Annotated in this window: 22 protein-coding genes; 16 read left to right on the top strand and 6 right to left on the bottom strand. The window is 69.1% G+C overall.

Going from position 1 to position 20,156, the window contains the following annotated elements; translation table 11 throughout:
• Nucleotides 1-56 precede the first annotated feature (56 nt).
• Genes ABW137_RS05650 through ABW137_RS05640 form a run of 3 tightly spaced genes read right to left on the bottom strand, consistent with a single transcriptional unit; the run spans nucleotide 57 to nucleotide 2,148 of the window.
• Nucleotides 57-821 (bottom strand): AIM24 family protein, encoded by a 765-nt coding sequence (locus ABW137_RS05650; protein WP_526397734.1) that lies wholly within the window; start codon nucleotides 819-821, stop codon nucleotides 57-59.
• Nucleotides 818-1,516: an AIM24 family protein gene (locus ABW137_RS05645; protein WP_526397732.1), complete on the bottom strand. Its 699-nt coding sequence runs from the start codon at nucleotides 1,514-1,516 to the stop codon at nucleotides 818-820. Before ABW137_RS05645 ends, ABW137_RS05650 begins: the two co-directional genes overlap by 4 nt.
• An 8-nt stretch (nucleotides 1,517-1,524) precedes the next feature.
• The gene (locus ABW137_RS05640; RefSeq protein ID WP_526397730.1) at nucleotides 1,525-2,148 is read right to left on the bottom strand and encodes an AIM24 family protein; all 624 of its coding nucleotides are present in this window, start codon (nucleotides 2,146-2,148) and stop codon (nucleotides 1,525-1,527) included.
• 159 nt (nucleotides 2,149-2,307) lie between these two features.
• Here ABW137_RS05640 and ABW137_RS05635 point away from each other — a divergent pair, with 159 nt between their 5' ends.
• Entirely contained in the window at nucleotides 2,308-3,609 is a 1,302-nt protein-coding gene (locus tag ABW137_RS05635) for a TerD family protein (RefSeq protein ID WP_526397728.1), read from the top strand.
• 9 nt (nucleotides 3,610-3,618) lie between these two features.
• Nucleotides 3,619-5,217, top strand: a complete 1,599-nt coding sequence (locus ABW137_RS05630) for a TerD family protein (protein ID WP_526397726.1) — start codon at nucleotides 3,619-3,621, stop codon at nucleotides 5,215-5,217.
• A 10-nt stretch (nucleotides 5,218-5,227) separates the two neighbouring features.
• On the opposite strand, the gene ABW137_RS05625 is transcribed toward ABW137_RS05630, so the two are convergent.
• The gene (locus ABW137_RS05625) at nucleotides 5,228-6,142 is read right to left on the bottom strand and encodes a ribokinase (protein ID WP_526397724.1); all 915 of its coding nucleotides are present in this window, start codon (nucleotides 6,140-6,142) and stop codon (nucleotides 5,228-5,230) included.
• 28 nt (nucleotides 6,143-6,170) lie between these two features.
• On the opposite strand from ABW137_RS05625, the gene ABW137_RS05620 reads away from it, so the two are divergent.
• The 9 genes from ABW137_RS05620 to ABW137_RS05580 are packed head-to-tail and all read left to right on the top strand — an operon-like array spanning nucleotide 6,171 to nucleotide 13,752.
• Nucleotides 6,171-7,454 (top strand): glutamate-5-semialdehyde dehydrogenase, encoded by a 1,284-nt coding sequence (locus ABW137_RS05620; protein WP_526397722.1) that lies wholly within the window; start codon nucleotides 6,171-6,173, stop codon nucleotides 7,452-7,454.
• Nucleotides 7,455-7,486: 32 nt separating this feature from the next.
• Nucleotides 7,487-8,377 carry an AAA family ATPase gene (locus ABW137_RS05615; protein WP_526397720.1) on the top strand — a complete coding sequence of 297 codons (891 nt, stop codon included), beginning with the start codon at nucleotides 7,487-7,489 and terminating at the stop codon, nucleotides 8,375-8,377.
• Entirely contained in the window at nucleotides 8,377-9,822 is a 1,446-nt protein-coding gene (locus ABW137_RS05610) for a vWA domain-containing protein (RefSeq protein WP_526397718.1), read from the top strand. The genes ABW137_RS05615 and ABW137_RS05610 overlap by 1 nt, the downstream gene beginning before the upstream one ends.
• 36 nt (nucleotides 9,823-9,858) lie before the next feature.
• Nucleotides 9,859-10,482 (top strand): nicotinate-nucleotide adenylyltransferase, encoded by a 624-nt coding sequence (gene nadD / locus ABW137_RS05605; RefSeq protein WP_526397822.1) that lies wholly within the window; start codon nucleotides 9,859-9,861, stop codon nucleotides 10,480-10,482.
• The gene (gene rsfS / locus ABW137_RS05600) at nucleotides 10,479-10,856 is read left to right on the top strand and encodes a ribosome silencing factor (protein WP_526397716.1); all 378 of its coding nucleotides are present in this window, start codon (nucleotides 10,479-10,481) and stop codon (nucleotides 10,854-10,856) included. Before nadD ends, rsfS begins: the two co-directional genes overlap by 4 nt.
• A gap of 10 nt (nucleotides 10,857-10,866) precedes the next feature.
• A complete protein-coding gene (gpgP, locus tag ABW137_RS05595; RefSeq protein WP_526397714.1) occupies nucleotides 10,867-11,547 on the top strand; it encodes a glucosyl-3-phosphoglycerate phosphatase in 681 nt (226 codons plus the stop codon).
• Nucleotides 11,537-12,277 (top strand): diglucosylglycerate octanoyltransferase, encoded by a 741-nt coding sequence (octT, locus tag ABW137_RS05590; RefSeq protein ID WP_526397712.1) that lies wholly within the window; start codon nucleotides 11,537-11,539, stop codon nucleotides 12,275-12,277. The genes gpgP and octT overlap by 11 nt, the downstream gene beginning before the upstream one ends.
• A 2-nt stretch (nucleotides 12,278-12,279) precedes the next feature.
• The gene (locus tag ABW137_RS05585; RefSeq protein ID WP_526397710.1) at nucleotides 12,280-13,116 is read left to right on the top strand and encodes a DegV family protein; all 837 of its coding nucleotides are present in this window, start codon (nucleotides 12,280-12,282) and stop codon (nucleotides 13,114-13,116) included.
• An 18-nt stretch (nucleotides 13,117-13,134) separates the two neighbouring features.
• Complete coding sequence (locus ABW137_RS05580; RefSeq protein ID WP_526397820.1) at nucleotides 13,135-13,752, top strand: maleylpyruvate isomerase family mycothiol-dependent enzyme; 618 nt, start codon at nucleotides 13,135-13,137, stop codon at nucleotides 13,750-13,752.
• Here ABW137_RS05580 and ABW137_RS05575 read toward each other — a convergent pair.
• Nucleotides 13,670-14,302 (bottom strand): TetR/AcrR family transcriptional regulator, encoded by a 633-nt coding sequence (locus ABW137_RS05575; protein WP_526397708.1) that lies wholly within the window; start codon nucleotides 14,300-14,302, stop codon nucleotides 13,670-13,672. The genes ABW137_RS05580 and ABW137_RS05575 overlap by 83 nt on opposite strands.
• Before the next feature lie 17 nt (nucleotides 14,303-14,319).
• Between ABW137_RS05575 and ABW137_RS05570 the strand changes: the two genes are divergently transcribed.
• On the top strand, nucleotides 14,320-15,459 hold the full coding sequence (locus ABW137_RS05570) for an MFS transporter (protein ID WP_526397706.1): 1,140 nt from the start codon (nucleotides 14,320-14,322) through the stop codon (nucleotides 15,457-15,459).
• Here ABW137_RS05570 and ABW137_RS05565 read toward each other — a convergent pair.
• A complete protein-coding gene (locus ABW137_RS05565; protein ID WP_526397704.1) occupies nucleotides 15,413-16,468 on the bottom strand; it encodes an NAD(P)H-dependent amine dehydrogenase family protein in 1,056 nt (351 codons plus the stop codon). The genes ABW137_RS05570 and ABW137_RS05565 overlap by 47 nt on opposite strands.
• Nucleotides 16,469-16,516: 48 nt before the next feature.
• Here ABW137_RS05565 and ABW137_RS05560 point away from each other — a divergent pair, with 48 nt between their 5' ends.
• From ABW137_RS05560 to holA, 4 genes are all read left to right on the top strand, one after another.
• A complete protein-coding gene (locus tag ABW137_RS05560; RefSeq protein WP_526397702.1) occupies nucleotides 16,517-16,651 on the top strand; it encodes a hypothetical protein in 135 nt (44 codons plus the stop codon).
• A 105-nt stretch (nucleotides 16,652-16,756) separates the two neighbouring features.
• Entirely contained in the window at nucleotides 16,757-17,617 is an 861-nt protein-coding gene (locus ABW137_RS05555; protein ID WP_526397700.1) for a ComEA family DNA-binding protein, read from the top strand.
• A 19-nt stretch (nucleotides 17,618-17,636) separates the two neighbouring features.
• Nucleotides 17,637-19,190 carry a ComEC/Rec2 family competence protein gene (locus ABW137_RS05550; protein WP_526397698.1) on the top strand — a complete coding sequence of 518 codons (1,554 nt, stop codon included), beginning with the start codon at nucleotides 17,637-17,639 and terminating at the stop codon, nucleotides 19,188-19,190.
• 21 nt (nucleotides 19,191-19,211) lie between these two features.
• Nucleotides 19,212-20,153: a DNA polymerase III subunit delta gene (holA, locus tag ABW137_RS05545; protein ID WP_526397818.1), complete on the top strand. Its 942-nt coding sequence runs from the start codon at nucleotides 19,212-19,214 to the stop codon at nucleotides 20,151-20,153.
• The last annotated feature ends 3 nt before the right edge of the window (nucleotides 20,154-20,156 follow it).

Below are 20,156 nucleotides of genomic sequence, written 5' to 3'. Positions count from 1 at the left end.
GCTGCTGAAACCAAAGTGACAGAAGAGATTTCGCCAGAAATCGCCGACGCGCAAGATCAGGTGCGCTGCTGGGCCTGCTGGGACATCTGAGACGCGATCACCGCGTTGAGTCGTTGCAGCCCAGGCGAACTGATGCCGTGTAGCTGACCCTCGATGGTCCTGACGATGATGCTGTCGTCCATGATCTTCTCGCTGGACTGGATGAGAACCGTTCCCGCGCCGGTGAAGTCGAACTGACGTTCCTCGCCGGAGTTGATGCCCATCCGCGCCGCGCCAGCCGCCATGAAGCTGGTGATCCACGTCTGGTCGTAGTGATGACTGGGCGACGGGCAGTCCGCCCAGCCGACGAGCGCCTCTGGATCGACCCGCAACGGTGGCTCGGCGAACATCACCGGGCCGTTGGACGACGCGAGGAACTTGCCGGTGCCGATGAGAGTGAGGAAGCCGGGCACGATCGACTGCTTGAGTGCCAGACCGGGCTGGAACGCAAGGAGATTCGCGGCCCGGATGGTGAGGTTGCCCTCGTCGAGATCGTAGGAGTTGATGTCGTACCCGCGGTCGCCGATGATCAGCTTCCCGTACCCCTCGGCCACCGAGTAGTCGCCGAGATACAGCGGCGCCGAGAACTGCTGGGCCACCATCTGCAGCGCGCCACCGACGAGCCCGTGCGTCAGCGCCTTGAACTCCATCTGCCCGTAGTAGGCGATCATCGCGCCGCGACGGATGAACCACGGTGCGTTCAGATCGATGCAGTAGGCGTAGCTGTTGTCGGGAATGTTGTCGTCGCCGACCAGCACCGACGGATTGAGTACCTGGCTCACAGCTTCTCCTCCGATGCCTGCACGTAGACGACTCCCTGGCCGACGCAGTTCAGCTGCATCGCCTCACCGGAGCCGCGGCCGACGGCGTCACGCCAACTCATCGCCGTCTTCAGTTCGGTTTGGACGTTGCCGTAGGCGCCGACGAAGGCCTGCGGGTCGACGACCACGGGCGCCCCGCCGACCTGGAGTTCCATCACCCCGCCGTGCGAGATCACCACCGCGGCGCCGTGCCCGGACAACTGGGTGGTGAACATGCCCTGTCCGGTCAGGGCGCCCGACGCGGCGCCGCGCAGCGCACCCATGAAACCGCCACCGCCGCCTCCGCCGCCCGAACTGGCCACCGACACCACCGAACTCTGCAGGCCCGCGGTGTTGGCCAGCAGACGCGACGCCTCGACGCGGAGCACGGCGCCGGGGGTGACCTCGATGACGTGGACCTCGAGCCCGGCGAACCCGTAGTGCACGTCGCCCGTGCCCTGCGCCATCATGGTGCGCTCGTGCTCGCCCTGCATCATCCGGCCCGCCATCCTGGCGAAGCCGCCCATGCCGCCCATCTGGCCGGCGCCGGGAACCTGGTGGGGGGAGAAGCGCACGTCGCCGGTGTAGAAGAGCATCGACCCGGTCCGTGCGACGACGCCACCGGCCTGGCCGACGTTCACGCTGACGACCTTGGAGTTGACCTTGGTGAACACCATGTCGGGGCCTACCGTTCCGCCGGCTGGATGGAGACGAGGCCGTTGCCCTCCCAGCGCAGCGAGAAGGCCTCGCCGCTGCCCTGCCCAACCGCCGTCCGCCAGGAGACGTCGGTGACGAAGGACTGTGTCAGGTTGCCCTTTGCGCAGACGAAGGCGTCGGGGTCGACGACCAGCGGGTACTGCGGTGAGACCTCGAGGTGGATCAGCGGCCCGCCCGCCGACAGCAGCGCCACCTGTCCCTGGCCGGTGACCGTCGTGGTGAACAAACCCTGGCCCGCGCTGGCACCGCGGAGACCGGCGAACGTCACGTTCGTCTGCAGGTTGCCCGCCATCGCCAACAGCTGCCGCGACTCGACCTTGAGTTGCTCGTTGTTCAGGTCGACGACCGTGACGTGCTGAGCGTTGACGGCGAGGAACACCCGGCCGTTGCCGGTGCACTCCATCAACGAAAGGGCTTCTCCGGTGGCGCGCTGTTTCAGGCCCGCCATGATTCCCGAGCCTCCGCCGAAACCTGCGGACTTGAACTGCACGGTGCCCTCGTAGGCAACCATCGAGCCGCTCAGAGCCTTGATGCTCGTGCCCGAGAGCTGCGCTTCTATGACCTTTTTGGATCGCTCCAGCAACTGCGCCATGTATCCCCGTAAACGTGTGTTGGAAGCCGTCGTCGACACGATAGCGCCAAGTCGTCGTCCGTCCCATGCGATCTGCAGATGCGCCCCGCGCCACTCGCCGCCTTCAGTACAGTCGAAGCTGTCTCCCAGACTCCGCAATCACCCGAATGAAGGACTGCCTTGTCTGCATCGCTCGCCAAAGGTCAAAACGGCCCGATCGACGCCACCGACATCGTCGTGGCAGTGCGGCTCACGGCACCCGCGGATCTGTCCGCGCTGTTGGTCACCGAAACGGGCAAGGTCCGCTCCGACGCGGACTTCGTGTTCTTCAACCAGCCGGAGGGCCCAGGGGTACGCCTGACCCCCGGACCGGCGGGCCAGCCTGCCAGCCTGGCGCTGTCGCTGGGCGCGGTGCCCGCCGACATCGCCCAGATCCGGGCCGTCATCACCCTCGACAACGCCAACAGCACCTTCGGGCAGTCGGCACCGCCGACGGCCGTCGTCACCGATGCGGCCGGAAACCCGTTGTACGAGTACGTCGTCGAGGGCCTCAGTTCCGAATCGATCGTCATCGCGCTCGAGGTCTACCGTCGCCAGGGGACATGGAAGGTGCGCGCCGTCGGCCAGGGCTACGCGGGTGGGTTCGCGGCGTTGGTCACCGATCACGGTGTCTCCGTTGACGATGCGCCCACCCCGGCCCAGCAGGCCCCGCCACCACCGCCGCCTCCGCCACCTCCGCCACCTCCACCTCCGCCGCCACCTCCACCGCCGCCACCTCCGCCGCCACCACCTCCTCCGCCGCCGCCGGCCTACCCGCCGCCTGCGGCACCACCCAGCTATCCGCCACCGTCTGCGCCGCCGCCCCCGCCTGCTGCGTCGGCCGGAGAGGTCAGCCTCACCAAGGGACGCCCGGTCAGCCTCAGCAAGGGCCAGAAGGTCACCCTCCGCAAGGACGGCGGCGTCGCACTCACCCGCATCCGGATGGGGCTCGGCTGGGATCCGGTGAAGACCAGGGGCATGTTCGGCAACCGCACGCCCGACATCGACCTCGACGCGTCCGTGGCGCTGTTCGCCGACCACACGCTGGTCGACGTCTGCTACTACGGGCAGCTGGCGAGCAAGGACGGCTCGGTCAGGCACCAGGGCGACAACCTCACCGGCGAAGGCGAGGGCGACGACGAGGTCATCAATGTTGATCTGCAACGGATTCCGCCGCACGTCACATCGCTGGTGTTCATCGTCACGTCGTATCAGGGTCACACGTTCGACCAGCTGGCCAACGCCTTCTGCCGACTGATCGACGACACCAACAACTCCGAACTCGCCCGCTACACGTTGATGGGCACCGGCCTGCGGTACACCGGCATGGTGATGGCCAAGTTCTACCGGGAAGGCAGCGACTGGAAGCTGCAGGCGATCGGCGAACCCATGATGGCCAAGCACGTGGGAGAGGCCGCGCCTCAGTTGACGCGCCACCTCTAGGGGGTCGTCGTGACGCTCACCTTGGTCGCAGGTCAAAATTCGCCGCTGCAGCAACGCATGCTGCGATTCACGGCCTCTTGTGACGTCGCGATCGACGTCTCGGCGCTGATCGTGCGGGCCGACCTCACCGTCGCGAGTAGTGCCGACTTCGTCTTCTACAACCAAGCCAGCGCTGGCGGCGTAGCGCTGCGGGACGCCTGCATCGAGATCGACCTCGACGGTGTCCGTCCCGACGCGTCGGGCGTGCTGTGCGTTGTCAGTGCCGACCCACAGGCCGCCGGGTCCCCGCCGCCCACCCGGCTCTCCGGCCGACTGGCCGACGCGGCAGGCCATGCGGTGGTCGACTTCGCGGTTCCGTTGGCGGCCAACGAGACCGCGGTGATCTGCTTCGAGCTCTACCGCCGCGCCGCGGCCTGGAAGGTGCGTGCCGTCGGCCAGGGATACGCGGGTGGCTTGGCCCAGCTCCTCGTCGTGCACGGAGTGGAGGTCGATGACGCTCCCGAGCCCCAGGCCGCTCCCGAGGCCCAGGCTGCTCCCGCGGCCGCGGCGCCGCCCACGACGGCGGCCGTCCTGCCCATCCCGCCGGTCGATCCGCACGACCCCGTCGGCCGGATCCGGATGATCTTCGAGGACGCCGCCCGCACGACGGCCACGTACGTCTCCGCCCGCGACTACGCGGTGGCACGTCTCGACGACGAGCTGTCGGCTGCGGTGGCCGACCCCGCGACCCGCAACGGCCCCGCGGCCACCAAGGCGCGAGCGGATGCCCAACGCCGCCACGACGAACTGGTCGCCACCGCAGAGACGCGCTACCAGGCCGACGCGGGACACCTGATCCACGAACTCCGCGCGATCGATCCCGAACTGCCGCGGTCGCTGTCGTCGTGGGCCTCTTCGTCCTGGGCCCCGATCGGAGGGAATACTCTGCCGAGCAACGGAATTCGAGTCGGTGAGGTCACCGCGCCAAACCGGCCGGACCTACGCGTGCCGTTCTGCCTGTCGACACCGCTGTACCGCCCGATCTGGATCGACACCACGTCGTCGAAGGCCGCCGCGCCCGTCGTGGTCGCGATCGTCATGCGCCTGCTCGCGGCAACGCCGTCGCCGACGCCGATCCTGGACGTCGTGGACCTCACCACCTCGCTGTCGGCGTTGACCGGACCGCTGCAGCCACTGATGCGGGACCCCGTGGTCACCAGCCATCAGGACCTCGCGGCCAAGCTGACCGGCCTGGTGAGCGCCGTCGACCTTGCCGAACTCAGCGCGCAGAGCGGATTCGGCGACGTCGACGTGCCCGCGCGGGTGCTGGTGTTGTCCGACTTCGGACCCGGGCTCGGCCACGACGATCTGCAACGCGTCGCCATCCTGGCGACCAGGGGAGTCAACGCCAGGCTGTCGGTGGTGATCGTCGGAGACGACGAATCTCGGTCGGAGGAGTCGCTGATGCGGGAACTGTCCGAGCACTGCATCCACGTCCCGGCGGCCGCGGCGGGTGACGCGTTGATCATCGACCAGTGGACGCGCAACGAATGGCACTTCACCCCCGACGCCGTGCCGCAGGACGCCGACCGCGTCCAGCGGTTCATGGCGTCCTTCCTGCCGCGCTGACTACTGCCGACTACTGCGCCTCGACGCCGCGCTGACCCGTCGCCTCCGCCGACGCCTCGTCGATGGCCTCCCGGTCGGGCGCGCAGTCACCCGCGCCCCGCACCAGCGTCGCGAGCGCACCTGCTGCGCACGCCCGGCGCAAGGCATACTCCTGGCCGCCGAGCCAGTCCGCGGCGAGCACGCCCGCGAACACGTCACCGGCACCGGTCGTGTCGACCGCGTCGACGGCGGGGGCGCCCACCATGATCTCGATGCCGTCCGGCCCGGCGTAAGTCGCCCCCTCCGCGCCCCGGGTGGTCACCAGATGTGGTACGGCCCAACGCCATTCGGCAGCCTCGGACTCGTTGACCACGACGACGTCGGACTCCTTGGCGATCTCCGCCAGCGCCGCGCTGTCGGCACCCGCCGGGGAGGCGTTCAACATCACCACCGCGCCGGCCTGACGACCGATGCGGGCGGCGGCGAGAACGGTGTCAAGCGGTATCTCCAACTGCAGCAGGACCACCTCGGCGTCGGCGACGATGCGCCGCGTGGCCGCCGAGGCCATCGACAGATGCGCGTTGGCGCCGGGCGCCACCACGATGGTGTTCTCGGCCCCGGAGTCGACGACGATCGCCGCGGCGCCGCTTGGCCCCGGCACCGACAGCACGCCGTCCACCTCGACGCCGTTCTCGCGGAGATGGTCGCGCAGCCGGTCCGCCGCGGCGTCGTCGCCGAGCGCTGCGACCAGACGCACCGAGGCGCCCGCGCGGGACGCGGCGACGGCCTGGTTGCCGCCCTTGCCGCCCGGAGCCGCCGACAAGCCGGAGGCGAGCACGGTCTCGCCGGGCCGGGGCAACACGTCCACGGTGAAGGACTGGTCGAGATTCACGCTGCCGACCACACAGACTCGAGTCACGCTCGTACGGTAGCCCGGCCGGTCCATACCCGGGATAGCTCGTTACGCTGGTCCAATGAGTGTGGAAGCGCTTTCGGAGGGCAGGAGCGAAGCGACCCGGGACGATGCTCGGGCGGGTGACCTGCGCACGCAGGTCCACGATGCGGCCCGCCGGGCGCGGTTCGCGGCCAGAACCCTGGGCTCCCTGACCACCGCAGCCAAGGATCGCGCGCTGCATGCGGCGGCCGACTCCGTCCTGGCTCGCGTCCACGAGGTCTTGGCCGCCAACGCCGCCGATCTGGATGTCGCACGGGCTGCGGGCACCCCGGAGGCCATGCTGGATCGACTTGCGCTCAACCCGCAGCGCGTCGACGGCATCGCGGCGGGACTGCGGCAGGTCGCCGGACTGCCGGACCCCGTCGGTGAGGTGCTCCGCGGTCGCACGCTGGCCAACGGGCTGCAGATCCGGCAGCAGCGCGTGCCGCTCGGCGTCGTGGGGATGGTCTACGAGGGCAGGCCCAACGTCACCGTCGACGCCTTCGGGTTGACGTTGAAGTCCGGCAACGCGGCGCTGCTGCGGGGCAGTTCGTCGGCGGCCAGGTCCAACGAGGCGCTCGTCGCTGCCCTTCGGGTCGCGCTGCTCGGCGAAGGGTTGCCGGAGGACGCCGTCCAGTTGCTGCCCAGTGTCGACCGGTCCACCGTCACGCACCTGATCCAGGCCCGCGGCCTGGTGGACGTCGTGATCCCCCGCGGGGGAGCGGGTTTGATCGATGCAGTGGTACGCGATGCCACCGTGCCCACCATCGAGACCGGCGTCGGCAACTGTCACGTGTACGTCCACGAGGCCGCCGATCTGGACGTCGCGGAGCGAATTCTGTTGAACGCCAAGACTCGTCGTCCGAGCGTGTGCAACGCCGCCGAAACGCTGCTCGTCGATGCCTCGATCGCCGACCACGCGCTGCCCAGATTGGTCAACGCGTTGCAGAACGCGGGCGTGACGGTCCACCTCGATGCGACCGAGGAGGAACTCCGTGCCGAGTTCCTCTCGATGGACATCGCCGTGGCCGTGGTGGCGGACGTCGATGCCGCGGTCGCACACGTCAATGAGTACGGCACGGGGCACACCGAGGCGATTGTCACGACGAATCTGGCTGCCGCGCAACGCTTCACCGAACAGGTGGACGCCGCCGCCGTGATGGTGAACGCATCGACCGCGTTCACCGACGGGGAGCAGTTCGGTTTCGGTGCCGAGATCGGAATCTCCACCCAGAAATTGCATGCCAGGGGCCCGATGGGGCTCCCGGAGTTGACGTCGACCAAGTGGATCGTGTGGGGAGACGGCCAGACCCGCCCAGCCTAGCCTCGCCATCCAGCCAAGGAGAGCGCCACCCCATGAGTGTCCCCGCACGCCCCGCGCCGCTGTTCACCGACATCGACGACGTGGCCAACCGGCTCGCCGAGACGGGCTACCTGCCCGACACCGCCACTGCCACGGCGGTCTTCCTCGCTGACCGACTCGGCAAGCCCCTGCTGGTCGAAGGGCCAGCAGGCGTCGGCAAGACCGAACTGGCGCGCGCCGTTGCTCAGTGCACCGGCTCCGGCCTGGTGCGGCTGCAGTGCTATGAGGGCGTCGACGAGGCCCGCGCACTGTACGAGTGGAACCACGCCAAGCAGATCCTGCGGATCCAGTCCGCCAGTGCCGGCTCCGCCGGCGGTGACTGGGACCAGACCAAGATGGACGTCTTCAGCGAGGAGTTCCTGTTGCAGCGGCCGCTGCTGACGGCCATCCGGCGCACCGATCCGACCGTGCTCTTGATCGACGAGACCGACAAGGCCGACATCGAGATCGAAGGCCTTCTACTGGAAGTGCTTTCCGACTTCGCGGTCACCGTGCCGGAGCTGGGCACGATCACCGCGACGCGCACGCCGTTCGTGCTGCTGACCTCGAATGCGACCCGGGAGCTGTCGGAGGCACTCAAGCGTCGTTGTCTGTTCCTGCACATCGACTTTCCCGACGCCGACCTCGAGCGGCGCATCCTGCTGTCGCGGGTGCCCGAGCTGCCGGAGAAGCTCGCATCGGAGTTGGTGCGCATCGTCGGCGTCCTCCGCGGCATGCAGCTCAAGAAGGTGCCGTCGGTTGCCGAGACCATCGACTGGGGCCGCACCGTGCTTGCCCTCGGTATGGACACCATCGACGACGAGATGATCGCCGCGACACTGGGAGTGGTTCTCAAACACCAGTCGGACCAGGTGAAGGCGAGCGGTGAGTTGAGGCTCAACTGATGCCCGCCCGCCGGACGCGCCCCGCGCAACCCCTTGCCCCGCACGGGATCCCGGGGCACCTGGTGGGGTTCGTCGAAGCACTGCGCGGGGTTGGCATCGCGGTGGGACCGTCCGAGACGGTCGACGCAGGTCGGGTGATGACGGTGCTCGGTCTCGGCGACCGTGAGGTGCTGCGAGAGGGACTGGCGTGCGCGGTGCTGCGGCGTGCCGATCACCGTGACACCTACGACGCGCTGTTCGACCTGTGGTTCCCCGCGGCGCTCGGTTCGCGCACCGTGGTGGAGGACGACGAAACGGGCGAGGGCGGAGACCCCGGTGGGGAGCCGCCGGACATCGAAGCCCTGCGGGCCGCGCTCGTCGACATGCTCTCCGGCGAGGAGGACGCCGGCAGTGTCGACGACCGGCTGGCGGCGATGATCGCCCAGATCGTCGAGGCCTTTGGCCGCTACAGCTCCAGCCGCGGGCCCTCGTACTCGTCGTATCAGGCCCTCAAGGCGATGGCGCTCGACGAGCTGGAGGGCAAGCTTCTCGCCGGCTTGCTGGCGCCCTATGGCGACGAGCCGACGCCCACCCAGGAACAGATCGCCAAGGCCATTGCCTCCAGACGCATTTCGCAGCTGCGTCGGATGGTGGAGGCCGAAACCAAGCGGCGCACCGCCGAGCAACTCGGTCGTGACCACGTCCAGACGTACGGCATCCCGCAGCTGTCGGAGAACGTCGAGTTCCTCCGGGCATCCGGGGAGCAGTTGCGCAACATGCGTCGGGTCGTCGCGCCGCTGGCCCGCACCCTGGCCTCACGGCTGGCCGCCAGGCGCAGGCGGTCACGGGCCGGTGAGATCGATCTGCGCAAGACGCTACGCAAGTCGATGTCCACCGGTGGCGTGCCCATCGACGTCGTGCTCAAGAAACCGCACCCGGCGCGGCCCGAGCTCGTCGTGCTGTGCGACGTCTCCGGCTCCGTCGCCGGCTTCAGCCACTTCACGCTGCTGTTGGTCCACGCGTTGCGTCAGCAGTTCTCCCGGGTGCGGGTGTTCGCCTTCATCGACACCACCGACGAGGTCACCGAGATGTTCGGTCCCGACTCCGACCTGGCGGTCGCGGTGCAGCGGATCACCCGCGAGGCGGGTGTCTACACCCGCGACGGGCACTCCGACTATGGGCACGCGTTCGTGTCGTTCCTGGAGAAGTACCCCACCGTGCTGTCGCCGCGGAGCTCGCTGCTGGTGCTTGGCGACGGCCGGAACAACTACCGCAACCCGGAAGTCGACCTGCTCACCCACATGGTGACGGCAAGCCGTCATGCCCACTGGCTCAACCCCGAACCCAAGCACCTGTGGGGTAGCGGGGATTCGGCCGTGCCGCGGTACGAGGGCGTCATCGCCATGCACGAGTGCCGATCGGCCAAGCAGCTCGCCGCGGTGATCGACCAACTGCTGCCCGTCTGAACTCCCGTAAGCTGCCTAATCGTGACTCGACGCAGGCTGGGCGTGATGGGCGGGACGTTCGACCCCATTCACCATGGTCACCTCGTCGCGGCGAGCGAGGTCGCCGATCTCTTCGAACTCGACGAGGTCGTGTTCGTCCCCACCGGTCAACCGTGGCAGAAGCGCGAACGCGCCGTCACCGCAGCCGAGGACCGGTACCTGATGACCGTCATCGCGACGGCCGCCAACCCGCGATTCTCGGTCAGCAGGGTCGACATCGACCGAGGTGGGCCGACCTACACCAAGGACACGCTTCGCGACCTCGGGGCACTGAACCCCGACGCCGACCTGTACTTCATCACGGGTGCGGACGCCCTCGGTTCGATCCTGTCCTGGCAGAACTGGGAGGACCTGTTCTCGATGGCACGGTTCGTGGGTGTCAGCCGTCCCGGCTACGAACTCGACGGTGAACACATCGAGGCGGCGATGAAGGAGCTGCCGGACGGTGCGCTGCAGCTCGTCGAGGTGCCTGCGCTGGCGATCTCCTCCAGCGACTGCCGGAGGCGCGCCGAGCTCGGACGACCGATCTGGTACCTGGTACCCGACGGCGTCGTGCAGTACGTGACCAAGCGCGGCCTGTATCCCGCCAATGCCCTCGCGGCGAGAGGTAGCAATCCATGACGGCAACAGACGAGGCCATCCACATGGCCACGGTCGCGGCCCAGGCGGCGTCGGCCAAGCTGGCCGACGACGTCGTGGTCATCGACGTGTCCGATCAGCTCGTCATCACCGACTGCTTCGTGGTCGCGTCGGCGAACAACGACCGCCAGGTCAATGCGATCGTGGACGACGTCGAGGAGAAGATGCGGGTGGCGGGTTACAAGCCAGCCCGCCGCGAGGGCACCCGCGAGGGCCGGTGGGTGCTGCTCGACTACGTCGACATCGTCGTCCACGTCCAGCACCAGGACGAGCGCAATTTCTACGCCCTTGACCGGCTGTGGCGGGATTGCCCGCTGGTGCCGGTGGACCTCGACGGCAGGGATTCAGGGCTTTGAGGATTCGACTATGAGGGTTCGCCGACTCGTACTGCTGCGGCACGGCCAGACCGATTGGAACGCAGGCAGCCGCATGCAGGGCCAGCTCGACACCGATCTGACCGATCTGGGGCGTGAGCAGGCCGCCCACGCGGCAGAGGTGCTGGCCAAGCGTCAGCCGCTGGTGATCGTGTCGTCGGACCTTCGCCGCGCCCTCGACACGGCGACAACGCTTGCCGAGCGGGCCGGACTACCCGTCGCGGTCGACACCCGGCTTCGGGAAACCCATCTCGGGGACTGGCAGGGTCTGACGCACCTCGAGGTGGACGGTGTTGCTCCCGGCGCGCGACTCGCCTGGCGGGACGACGCGCGGTGGGCACCCCACGGCGGCGAGAGCCGGGTCGACGTGGCCGAGCGCAGCACACCGGTGGTCGACGAACTCATCACCGAACTCGCCGAGTGGGGTTCGGCAGGGGGAGGCGATGCCTCGGACCGGCCCGTGGTCCTGGTCGCCCACGGCGGCCTGATCGCCGCGCTCACGGCTGCGCTGTTGGCTCTGCCGGTGGACAACTGGCCGGTGCTCGGCGGCATGGGGAATGCGAGCTGGGTGCAACTGTCCGGACACTCCGACGACGATGCGGCGCCCGAGGACGTCCGATGGCGGCTCGACGTGTGGAACGCTTCTGCGCAGGTCGCCAACGATGTCCTCTAGCGAACCCCGCAGGACCTTGCTGGTCTTCTGCGACTCGCTGTCGTACTACGGCCCCACCGGCGGACTGCCCGCCGATGACCCGCGCATCTGGCCCAATATCGTTGCTTCCCAACTGCATTGGGATCTCGAACTGATCGGCAAGATCGGCTGGACCTGTCGCGACGTGTGGTGGGCCGCGATCCAGGATCCTCGATCGTGGGCGTCGTTGCCAAGGGCGGGCGCGGTGATCTTCGCGACGTCGGGCATGGACTCGCTCCCATCGCCGCTGCCGACCGCGCTGCGCGAGCTGATCCGGTACGTCCGGCCGCCGTGGTTGCGCCGCCTGGTGCGTGACGGTTACGGATGGCTGCAGCCGCGGCTATCGCCCGTCGCGCGACCGGCGCTTCCCCCACACCTCAGCGTGGAGTATCTCGAACAGACCCGCGCGGCAATCGACTTCAACCGTCCCGGCATCCCGCAGGTGGCGTCCATCCCGTCGGTGCACGTCGCGCAGAGCTACGGCAAGTCGCACCGCTGGCGGGACGCAACGGCCGCCGCCATCACCGAATGGGGGGAGCGGCACGATGTTCCCATCGTCGACCTGAAGGCCGCGGTCGGCGACGAGGTGATGAGCGGGCGGGGCAATCCCGACGGCATCCACTGGAACTTCGAGGCACACCGGGCGGTTGCCGATCTGATGCTGAAGGGCCTCGCAGAAGCCGGCGTGACCGCCGTGGACGCCGGCGCCTGAGCATGGCTGTCATGGTGGTCACCGATTCGTCGTCACGTCTGCTTCCGGATGAGTTGCAGCGGTGGGGAATACGACAGGTGCCGCTGCACGTGCTCGTTGACGGCGCCGATCTACTCGACGGGGTCGACGAGGTTCCCCATGACGTTCACGATGACGCCCACGCGACGACCGCGGGGGCAACGCCGGCCGCCCTCACCGAGACCTACCGCAAGGCGCTGGCCGACAGTGGGGGCGACGGCGTCGTCGCCGTGCATCTGTCGGCAGCTTTGTCGAGCACGTTCAGCTCCGCGGTGGCCGCGTCGCGAGAGTTCAGTTCCGCTGTCCGCGTAGTGAACTCGCGCTCGGCGGCGGCCGGTGTCGGCTTTGTGGCGCTGGCAGCGGCACGCGCAGCCGCGGCCCGCGGCGACCTCGACGCCGTCGAGGCCTCCGCGCGGGCGGCCGTGACGCGTGGACGTGCGTTCATCGTCGTACACCGCCTCGACAATCTCCGTCGCAGCGGCCGGATCGGCACGGCCGCATCGTGGTTGGGCACGGCCCTGTCACTCAAACCGCTGCTGTGCCTGGACGTCGACGGCCGCCTGGTGCTGAGCCAGCGGATCCGCACGACGTCGAAGGCGCACGCCGCGCTGATCGACGAGGTGGTTGGCGTGGTGGGCGAGCGGGGGGCGCAGATCGCGGTACATCACGTCGACAATCACGACGCGGCCGACGAGATCGGGGCCGCACTGACTTCGCGCCTGCCGCAGGTGGTCTCGCTGTCGATCACCGACATGGGGCCGGTGCTGTCGGTGCACGTCGGCGGCGGTGCCGTCGGGGTGTGCGTGACGGTGGACGACTGAGGAGCTCCTGTGACGTATCTGGAGTTGGCGCGAGCCGAGCGGGAGGGTTTCGCCGACTACCTGGCCGGCCTCTTGCCCGAGCAGTGGTCCAGCCCGTCGCTGTGCGACGGCTGGTCGGTACGCGACGTCGCGGCCCACTGCGTGAGCTTCGAGGGTGTCCCACCCCGCGGTCTGGTGTCCCGATTCCTCAAGGGCCGGTTGCAGACGGACCGCATCAATGCCCTCGCCGTCGCCGACCTTGCGGATCGGTCGACCGACGACATCGTCGCGATGCTCCGCGACAATGCCGAACCGCACGGGCTCGGTGCGGGGTTTGGTGGTCGGATCGCGTTGACCGACAACATGATTCACCAGCAGGACATCCGACGGCCACTGGGCGCACCGCGCACCATCCCGCACCAGCGCCTTGGCGTCGCGCTGAACTTCGTCCGGTACGCACCGACCATCCGCGGCGCCTGGCAGGCCAGGGGACTGCGTCTGATCGCCACCGACCTGGACTGGAGCTACGGCAAGGGGCCGGAGGTGCGGGGCCCCGGCGAGGCACTGCTGATGATCATGGCGGGCCGAGCCGCCGCGCTGCGCGACCTCGATGGCCCCGGCGTGCCGGAGCTGGCTCGCCGCCTGGGCCATCGGTGAGCACGACGCGGGCCAACCGAATGGCGCGAGCGACGGGGTCCGCGCTGATGGGGATGGCCATCGCACTGAGCATGCCGTCGTAGAGCAGGGCGATGTCTTGGGCCGTGCCTGCGGGGTCCACGGCGTCGGTTGCGGCTATCAGCGTGGTCAACCGTTCGATCACGTGTCGCTTGTGGTCGGCCGCCACGGCGAGTCCAGGATGGTGCGGCGGCAGCTGATTGGCGGCCGCGACGTGGGCGCAACCGCGTACGACGCCGGTCTCCCGATACCACCGGTCGGTGGCCACGAAGATCGCCAGCACCCGCTCGACGGGGTCCTGTGCGGCAGCGATGGCCGACTCCCAGACGTCGCGCCACCGCTGATCGCGGTCGGCGAGATACGCCGTGACCAGATCGTCCTTGCCGGAGAAGTTCTTGTAGAGCGAGCCCGTCGCGACCCCGGCCCGCTCGATCACCGCGTCGACACCGGTGGCCGTGATGCCGTGCTCGTAGAACAGTTCGCCGGCGGCCTTCAGCAGCCGGACGCGTGCGGGTTGCCGCGGGGCGGACACCGTGCCAATCTAACAGAGTGAAACGATCGTTCTACTTGATCAGTGCGGGAACGCTCCTGATCGCCTGCTGCTACGGTTTCGCCCGCTTCGCCTATGCCCTGTTCACGCCGGCGCTGTCCGAGGAATTCGCGCTGACGCCGACGGTGGTCGGTGCGATCGGGTCGGGAAGTTACGTGGGGTACTGCGTCGCCATCGTCGCCAGCAGCGTGCTCACCGAGCGGATGGGCGCCCGACGTGTCGCGGTCGCCGCGGGAATCGTTGCGACGCTGGGAATCTCACTGGTGGCCGTGGCGCCGTCGGCATTCGTTCTCGCCGCCGGAGTGCTGGTCGCGGGTAGCAGCACCGGTATCGCCTCGCCGCCACTGGCCGCTGCGGTGGCGAGGTGGGTGCGCTCCGACGTTCGGGACCGCGCCCAGACCGTGGTCAATGCGGGCACCGGAGTCGGGGTGGTGTTGACGGCGCCGATCGCCCTGTTCCTGTTCGGGCAATGGCGCCTTGCCTGGGCCGTCATGGCCGCGATCGCCGCAGTCGTGACGCTCGTGGTGGCCCGCGCGATACCGCCATCGGCGGGAACGGCCGACAGGCCAGTGCCGGACCACGCCTGGCGGGCTGGGACCGCCGGCCTTGTCGCCGCGTCACTGCTGACCGGGCTCGGCAGTGTGGCGGTGTGGAACTTCGGCCGCACGCTTACCGACGGCCTGGGAGACACCACGTCCGTCGTGGCCTGGACGGTGCTCGGCGCGGCGGGAATCGCCGGTGCCTTCGGCGGCGACGCGGTACAGCGGCTCGGACTCGCCAGCGCCTGGCGGGTGGGCATCGCCTCGATGACGGCCGCGACGCTGGTGTATGCGGTGTGCCCGGACGTCGCCGTCGCCGTGGTGGCCGCCGCGGGAGTCTTCGGGGCGGCCTACATCGCGCTGACCGGCCTACTGTTGCTGTGGGCCATCCGCGTCTATCCGGACGGCGCGTCGTTCGGCGTCGGGTTGTCCTTCTTCGTGATCGCCGCTGGGCAGGCCCTCGGCGCACCGGCGGTCGGAGCTCTGGTCGAAATGACCTCGGCCAGAACGGCCTTCCTCATCGTCGCGGCCGTGGGAGTCACGGCGCTGGCGGTCAGACCGGCGAGCGTCCCGTCACCGGTGGTAGATCCTTCAGTGTGACGATCCCCGGCGCCGCGGCGACCACGGCGGGCACCGCGTTCGTCACCGGCATCGCGGTGTAGATCATCCCGAGCCCCATGAAACCGGGCTCTGCCCAGTCCTTCGGCGGCAGACAGTGCAGCACGGTACGCATGTTGGGGACGCCGAAGACCTGAATGACGTGTCCGTGCTCCAACGGCTTGGGTGGGGTGACGTGGGAACCCATCGTCCAGTTGAATCCGACGCTGACGACGTTCTTGTCGCCGACCCAGCCGCGGTGGTAGCCGTAGACTCCGCCGACGGTGTCCTTGGGGATCTGCATGAAGCCGAGGTCGCTGTCGCCGGTCGCCGCGGTGAACTGGACGTCGAACGTCAACCGGTCGAGCTTCGCGCCAATGGCGTCGGCCATCATGGCTGCCGACTCCGCGAACACCTCGCTCTCCCTACGCACGCTCTCGGCGAGATCCGGGGTTTCTGGATCCCGGCCGAACCCCATGGCGGACTGGGTGCCTGCGGACTCGTAGGTCGAGCAGTCGACCGACTCGGTGATGCGGATCTCGTCGACCTTCTCGCACGCTCCGGACAGCACCATGCCAACCATGTTGGTCATGCCCGGATGGGCGCCGCTGCCGAAGATGCTGGACTTCCCTGCCAGGCAGGCCTTTTCGATTCGTTCGCGGTCTTGAGGGGTCTGCTTTCCGCCGGTGATCCAGGCCGCACTCGAGCAGACGTTGATGCCAGCCTCGAGCAGCCTGACCAGGTCGTCGACGTCCGGCCACAGGGGGTTGTAGCAGCAGGCGTCCGGCCGCAACGCGATCAACGCGTCGATGTCGTCGGTGGCCGTCACCCCGGTGGGCTCGGGCCAGTCGGCAAGCTCGGCGGCGTCGGTTCCCACCTTGTCCGCACCATGGGCGTAGACCCCGACCAGCTCCATGTCGGTGCGGCCGATGATGGCGTGCAACGACCGCTTGCCGATGTTGCCGGTGGTCCACTGAATCAGCCGCAGCGGTCGGTCGGTGCTCGTGCTCATGCCGTCGACACTATTCGCCAGATGTCCACCGTTTGGCATGATCGGAGCATGCCGCTGGCCGTCCGTGCGCTCGAATCCAGGTACGCCGAGAACGGATCCGAGGTCGACGCCCCGACGATCACCTACGTCGTCACCGAGCAGGACGACCGACTCGGGTTCTCCGTGCTGGTCGCGCACGGTTGAGTCCACCGGATCTGATTCATCCACAGACCGAGATCCATCCACACCCAAGGCACGTAGGCCTGACGACGGGGCCGCATGGTCCCCTCCCGGATCTAACGTCGCGGCATGCGAACCGAACGACCAGTCGACCGGGTCGAGCGCCGCCTCGGTGCCCGCCGCCACGATGGCGAGGACGCCTCGACCGATGGCGACTCGAACAATGGTGCCTCGACCGACGGTGACTCGACCGACGGTGAGGAATCCGACACGTCACTGTCGCGATGGTTGCCCGAAGCCCCCACGGGCGGGGCACCCGGTTGGCTTGCCGCCGTTAGAGCCGATCCGGGGCGAGCGGGGGTGATCGGACTGGGTGCGGTGGGAGCCATCGCGGTCCTGGTGACGGTGTTCACCTTGATGCGGGACGACACACCGACCGTGATGTCGGCCAAACTCCCTCCCGTCGAGATGGTTTCGTCCCAGGCGCCCACTCCGGTCGCGGCCGGGGCCGACGCGCCCGTCGTGGTCAGCGTGGTGGGCCTGGTCCATCAGCCCGGCCTGGTGACGCTGGAGCCGGGCGCTCGCATCGCCGATGCGTTGACCGCCGCAGGGGGCACGCTCGACGGTGCCGATCTCGTCGGGCTCAACATGGCCCGCAGGGTCGGCGACGGCGAGCAGATCGTCGTCGGCATTGCGGCGCCGCCGGGCTCCCCACCGGCGTTGGGCAGCTCGACCACGGCACCGCCGGAGGAGTCGCAACCCGCGCCGTCGATGGATGAAACATCGGCGCCGGCAGGCGGTTTGATCAATCTGAACACCGCGACGGCAGAGGAGCTCGACACCCTGCCCGGCGTTGGTCCCGTGACGGCGGCCGCGATAGTCGCCTGGCGTGAGGCCAACGGACGGTTCGCCGGGGTGGATCAACTGGGCGAGGTGGACGGCATCGGACCGGCCCGGCTGGCGAAGCTGCGCGAACTGGTTCAGGTGTGACCGGTCTTGCCGGCTCCTGATGGATCACCGGGCGACCGACCTGCGGCTCGTCCCCGCCGCGCTGACCAGCTGGGTGGTCACGGCGGCGGGAATCGTCTGGGGTCCCATCGCCGCCGTGTTCGCGGTGGTCGCCGCGATGGCGGTCGCGATGATCGTGGCGATGGTGACGTACCGGTGGTGGCGTGGCGGCGAACCGTCGACGCCGCCACCGCGATGGCCCGCCGTCGTGGCGGTGGCAACGGTTGGCGTGGCGTTCGCCCTGTCCGTCGGGCTCAGGGTGAACGACGTGCGCCACCATCCCATTTCGGCGCACTTCGGGGCGACGGCCGGCGTCGTCGTCACCCCAACCGAATCGCCACGCTTCCTGGCAGGCACCAGATTGCTGTTCCGGGGCACGTTGCAATCGTTCGACGGACTGCCGATGACCGGCCGCGTCGTGGTGTTCGCATCGGCGGTCGACTTCGGCGACGTGAGCGCGGGCCGCCCCGCGCGGTTTCGTGCAGACGTCGGACGCCCGACGCGCCAGGACCTCACCGTCGCCGTCCTCACGGCCACCGGCGCACCCACTCTGGGCACGGCCAGCGTCGTGCAGCGCGCGGCGGGCGCGGTGCGGGCTCGGTTTGCCGATGCCGCCAGGGCAGCGCTGCCCGCCGACCAGGCGGCGATGCTGCCCGCGTTGGTCCTCGGTGACACGACCGCGCTGGACGGTGTGACGGTGGCCGAGTTCCGTAGCGCGGGGCTGACCCATTTGACGGCCGTCTCGGGCGCCAACGTCACGATCGTGTGCGGCGCGGTCCTGTTGACGGCGGGGCTGGTGGGACCCCGGTTGGCCGTCGCGCTTGCCGCCGTGGCGTTGGTGGCGTTCGTCATCGTCGTCCAGCCCTCCGCGAGTGTGCTGCGGGCCGCGGTGATGGGTGCCATCGCACTGTTCGCGGTGGTGTCGCGGCGGCGCCGCCAGGCCATCCCTGCGCTGGCGGCCAGCGTGCTGGTCCTGATGGTCGGCTCGCCCGAGCTGGCCGTGGACCTCGGGTTCGCGTTGTCGGTGTCCGCGACGGCGGCGCTGGTGGTCGTCGCGCCCGGGTGGGCACGGCGACTCACCGAGCGCGGCTGGCCAGAGCCGCTGGCGGCGGCAGTCAGCGTCGCGACCGCCGCTCAACTCGTCACGGCGCCGTTGGTCGCCGGGCTGTCGGGCACCTTCAGCGTGGTCTCGATTGCCGCCAATCTGCTTGTCGCCGTGGTGATTGCGCCGATCACGATTCTCGGCACCATGGCCGCGGTGCTGTCGACGTCGATCCCGGCCGTCGCACGATTGGTGATCCGTTTCACCGGACCCGAGCTGTGGTGGTTGATGCGGGTCGCGGACGTGGCGGCGGCGGTGCCGGGCGGTGTGGTCCCCACGCCGTCGGGCCTGGTGGGAGTGCTCACCGTGGCCGGTGCCGCCATCGTCGCGGTCGGGGTGTGGCGGCTGCGCGCCGGGCGCCTGGTGGTGGCAGCCGCTCTCGCGGGTCTGATGGCGTGGACGATCGCGGGCCACGGGGACGGACACGGTGTCGGGGCCGTCGGTGGGCCGTGACACGATCGACGGGTGAGCCAACTGCACCTCGTGCTGGGTGATGAAGACCTGCTCGTCGAACGAGCCATTGCCGAGGTCCTGCGAGCCGCGCGCAAGCAGGCGGGCACGGCCGACGTGCCCGTCGACCGCATGCGGGCGGGTGAGGTCAGCACCAACGAACTCGCCGAATTGCTGAGCCCGTCGCTGTTCGCGGACGAGCGGGTGGTGGTCCTCGAGGCGGCGGGAGAAGCGGGCAAGGACGCCGCTGCCCTCGTCGCCAACGCCGCCGCGGATCTGCAGCCTGGCACCGTGTTGGTCGTCGTGCATTCGGGCGCGGGCCGGGCCAAGGCGCTGGCCGATCAGTTGAAGAACCTTGGCGCCGAGGTTCATTCGTGCGCCAAGATCACCAAGCACGGCGACAGGGCCGACTTCGTCCGCCGCGAGTTCCGGGCACTCAAGGTCAAGGTGGGTGACGACACGGTGACCGCGGTCATCGACGCCGTGGGATCCGACATCCGCGAACTCGCCGCTGCCTGTTCACAACTCGTCGCGGACACCGATGGTGCCGTCGACGCCGCCGCGGTACGCAAGTACCACAGCGGCAAGGCGGAGGTGAAGGGGTTCGACATCGCCGACAAGGCGGTGACCGGCGACGTCTCGGGCGCGGCCGAGGCGCTGCGCTGGGCGATGATCGCGGGGGAGCCGCACGTGGTCCTGGCCGACGCGTTGGCCGAGGCCGTGCACGCGATTGCCAGGGTGGGCCCGCTGTCGGGTGATCCCTACCGGTTGGCCGGAGAGCTCGGCATGCCGCCGTGGCGCGTGCAGAAGGCGCAGAAGCAGGCCAGGCGGTGGTCGCGGGATTCCGTCGCGGAGGCCATGCGAACCGTCGCGGCACTCAACGCAGACGTCAAGGGCGCCGCCGCCGACGCGAACTATGCGTTGGAGGCGGCCGTCCGAAAGGTGGCCGAGCTGGCCGGGAGCTAGAAG

It is taken from the genome of Mycobacterium sp., from assembly GCF_040509115.1.
Classification (GTDB): domain Bacteria; phylum Actinomycetota; class Actinomycetes; order Mycobacteriales; family Mycobacteriaceae; genus Mycobacterium.
The sequence above is the reverse complement of the archived record's forward strand: the minus strand, read 5'-3'. Positions and strand labels throughout refer to the sequence as shown.

Coding starts and splice junctions, on each gene's coding strand:
- ABW137_RS05560 (WP_526397702.1), top strand. CDS start 16,517: ATGCCGCTGGCCGTCCGTGCGCTCGAATCCAGGTACGCCGAGAACGGA.
- ABW137_RS05550 (WP_526397698.1), top strand. CDS start 17,637: ATGGATCACCGGGCGACCGACCTGCGGCTCGTCCCCGCCGCGCTGACC.
- ABW137_RS05620 (WP_526397722.1), top strand. CDS start 6,171: ATGAGTGTGGAAGCGCTTTCGGAGGGCAGGAGCGAAGCGACCCGGGAC.
- ABW137_RS05640 (WP_526397730.1), bottom strand. CDS start 2,148: ATGGCGCAGTTGCTGGAGCGATCCAAAAAGGTCATAGAAGCGCAGCTC.
- ABW137_RS05625 (WP_526397724.1), bottom strand. CDS start 6,142: ATGGACCGGCCGGGCTACCGTACGAGCGTGACTCGAGTCTGTGTGGTC.
- gpgP (WP_526397714.1), top strand. CDS start 10,867: ATGAGGGTTCGCCGACTCGTACTGCTGCGGCACGGCCAGACCGATTGG.
- rsfS (WP_526397716.1), top strand. CDS start 10,479: ATGACGGCAACAGACGAGGCCATCCACATGGCCACGGTCGCGGCCCAG.
- ABW137_RS05610 (WP_526397718.1), top strand. CDS start 8,377: ATGCCCGCCCGCCGGACGCGCCCCGCGCAACCCCTTGCCCCGCACGGG.
- ABW137_RS05585 (WP_526397710.1), top strand. CDS start 12,280: ATGGCTGTCATGGTGGTCACCGATTCGTCGTCACGTCTGCTTCCGGAT.
- ABW137_RS05555 (WP_526397700.1), top strand. CDS start 16,757: ATGCGAACCGAACGACCAGTCGACCGGGTCGAGCGCCGCCTCGGTGCC.
- ABW137_RS05615 (WP_526397720.1), top strand. CDS start 7,487: ATGAGTGTCCCCGCACGCCCCGCGCCGCTGTTCACCGACATCGACGAC.
- octT (WP_526397712.1), top strand. CDS start 11,537: ATGTCCTCTAGCGAACCCCGCAGGACCTTGCTGGTCTTCTGCGACTCG.
- ABW137_RS05565 (WP_526397704.1), bottom strand. CDS start 16,468: ATGAGCACGAGCACCGACCGACCGCTGCGGCTGATTCAGTGGACCACC.
- ABW137_RS05645 (WP_526397732.1), bottom strand. CDS start 1,516: ATGGTGTTCACCAAGGTCAACTCCAAGGTCGTCAGCGTGAACGTCGGC.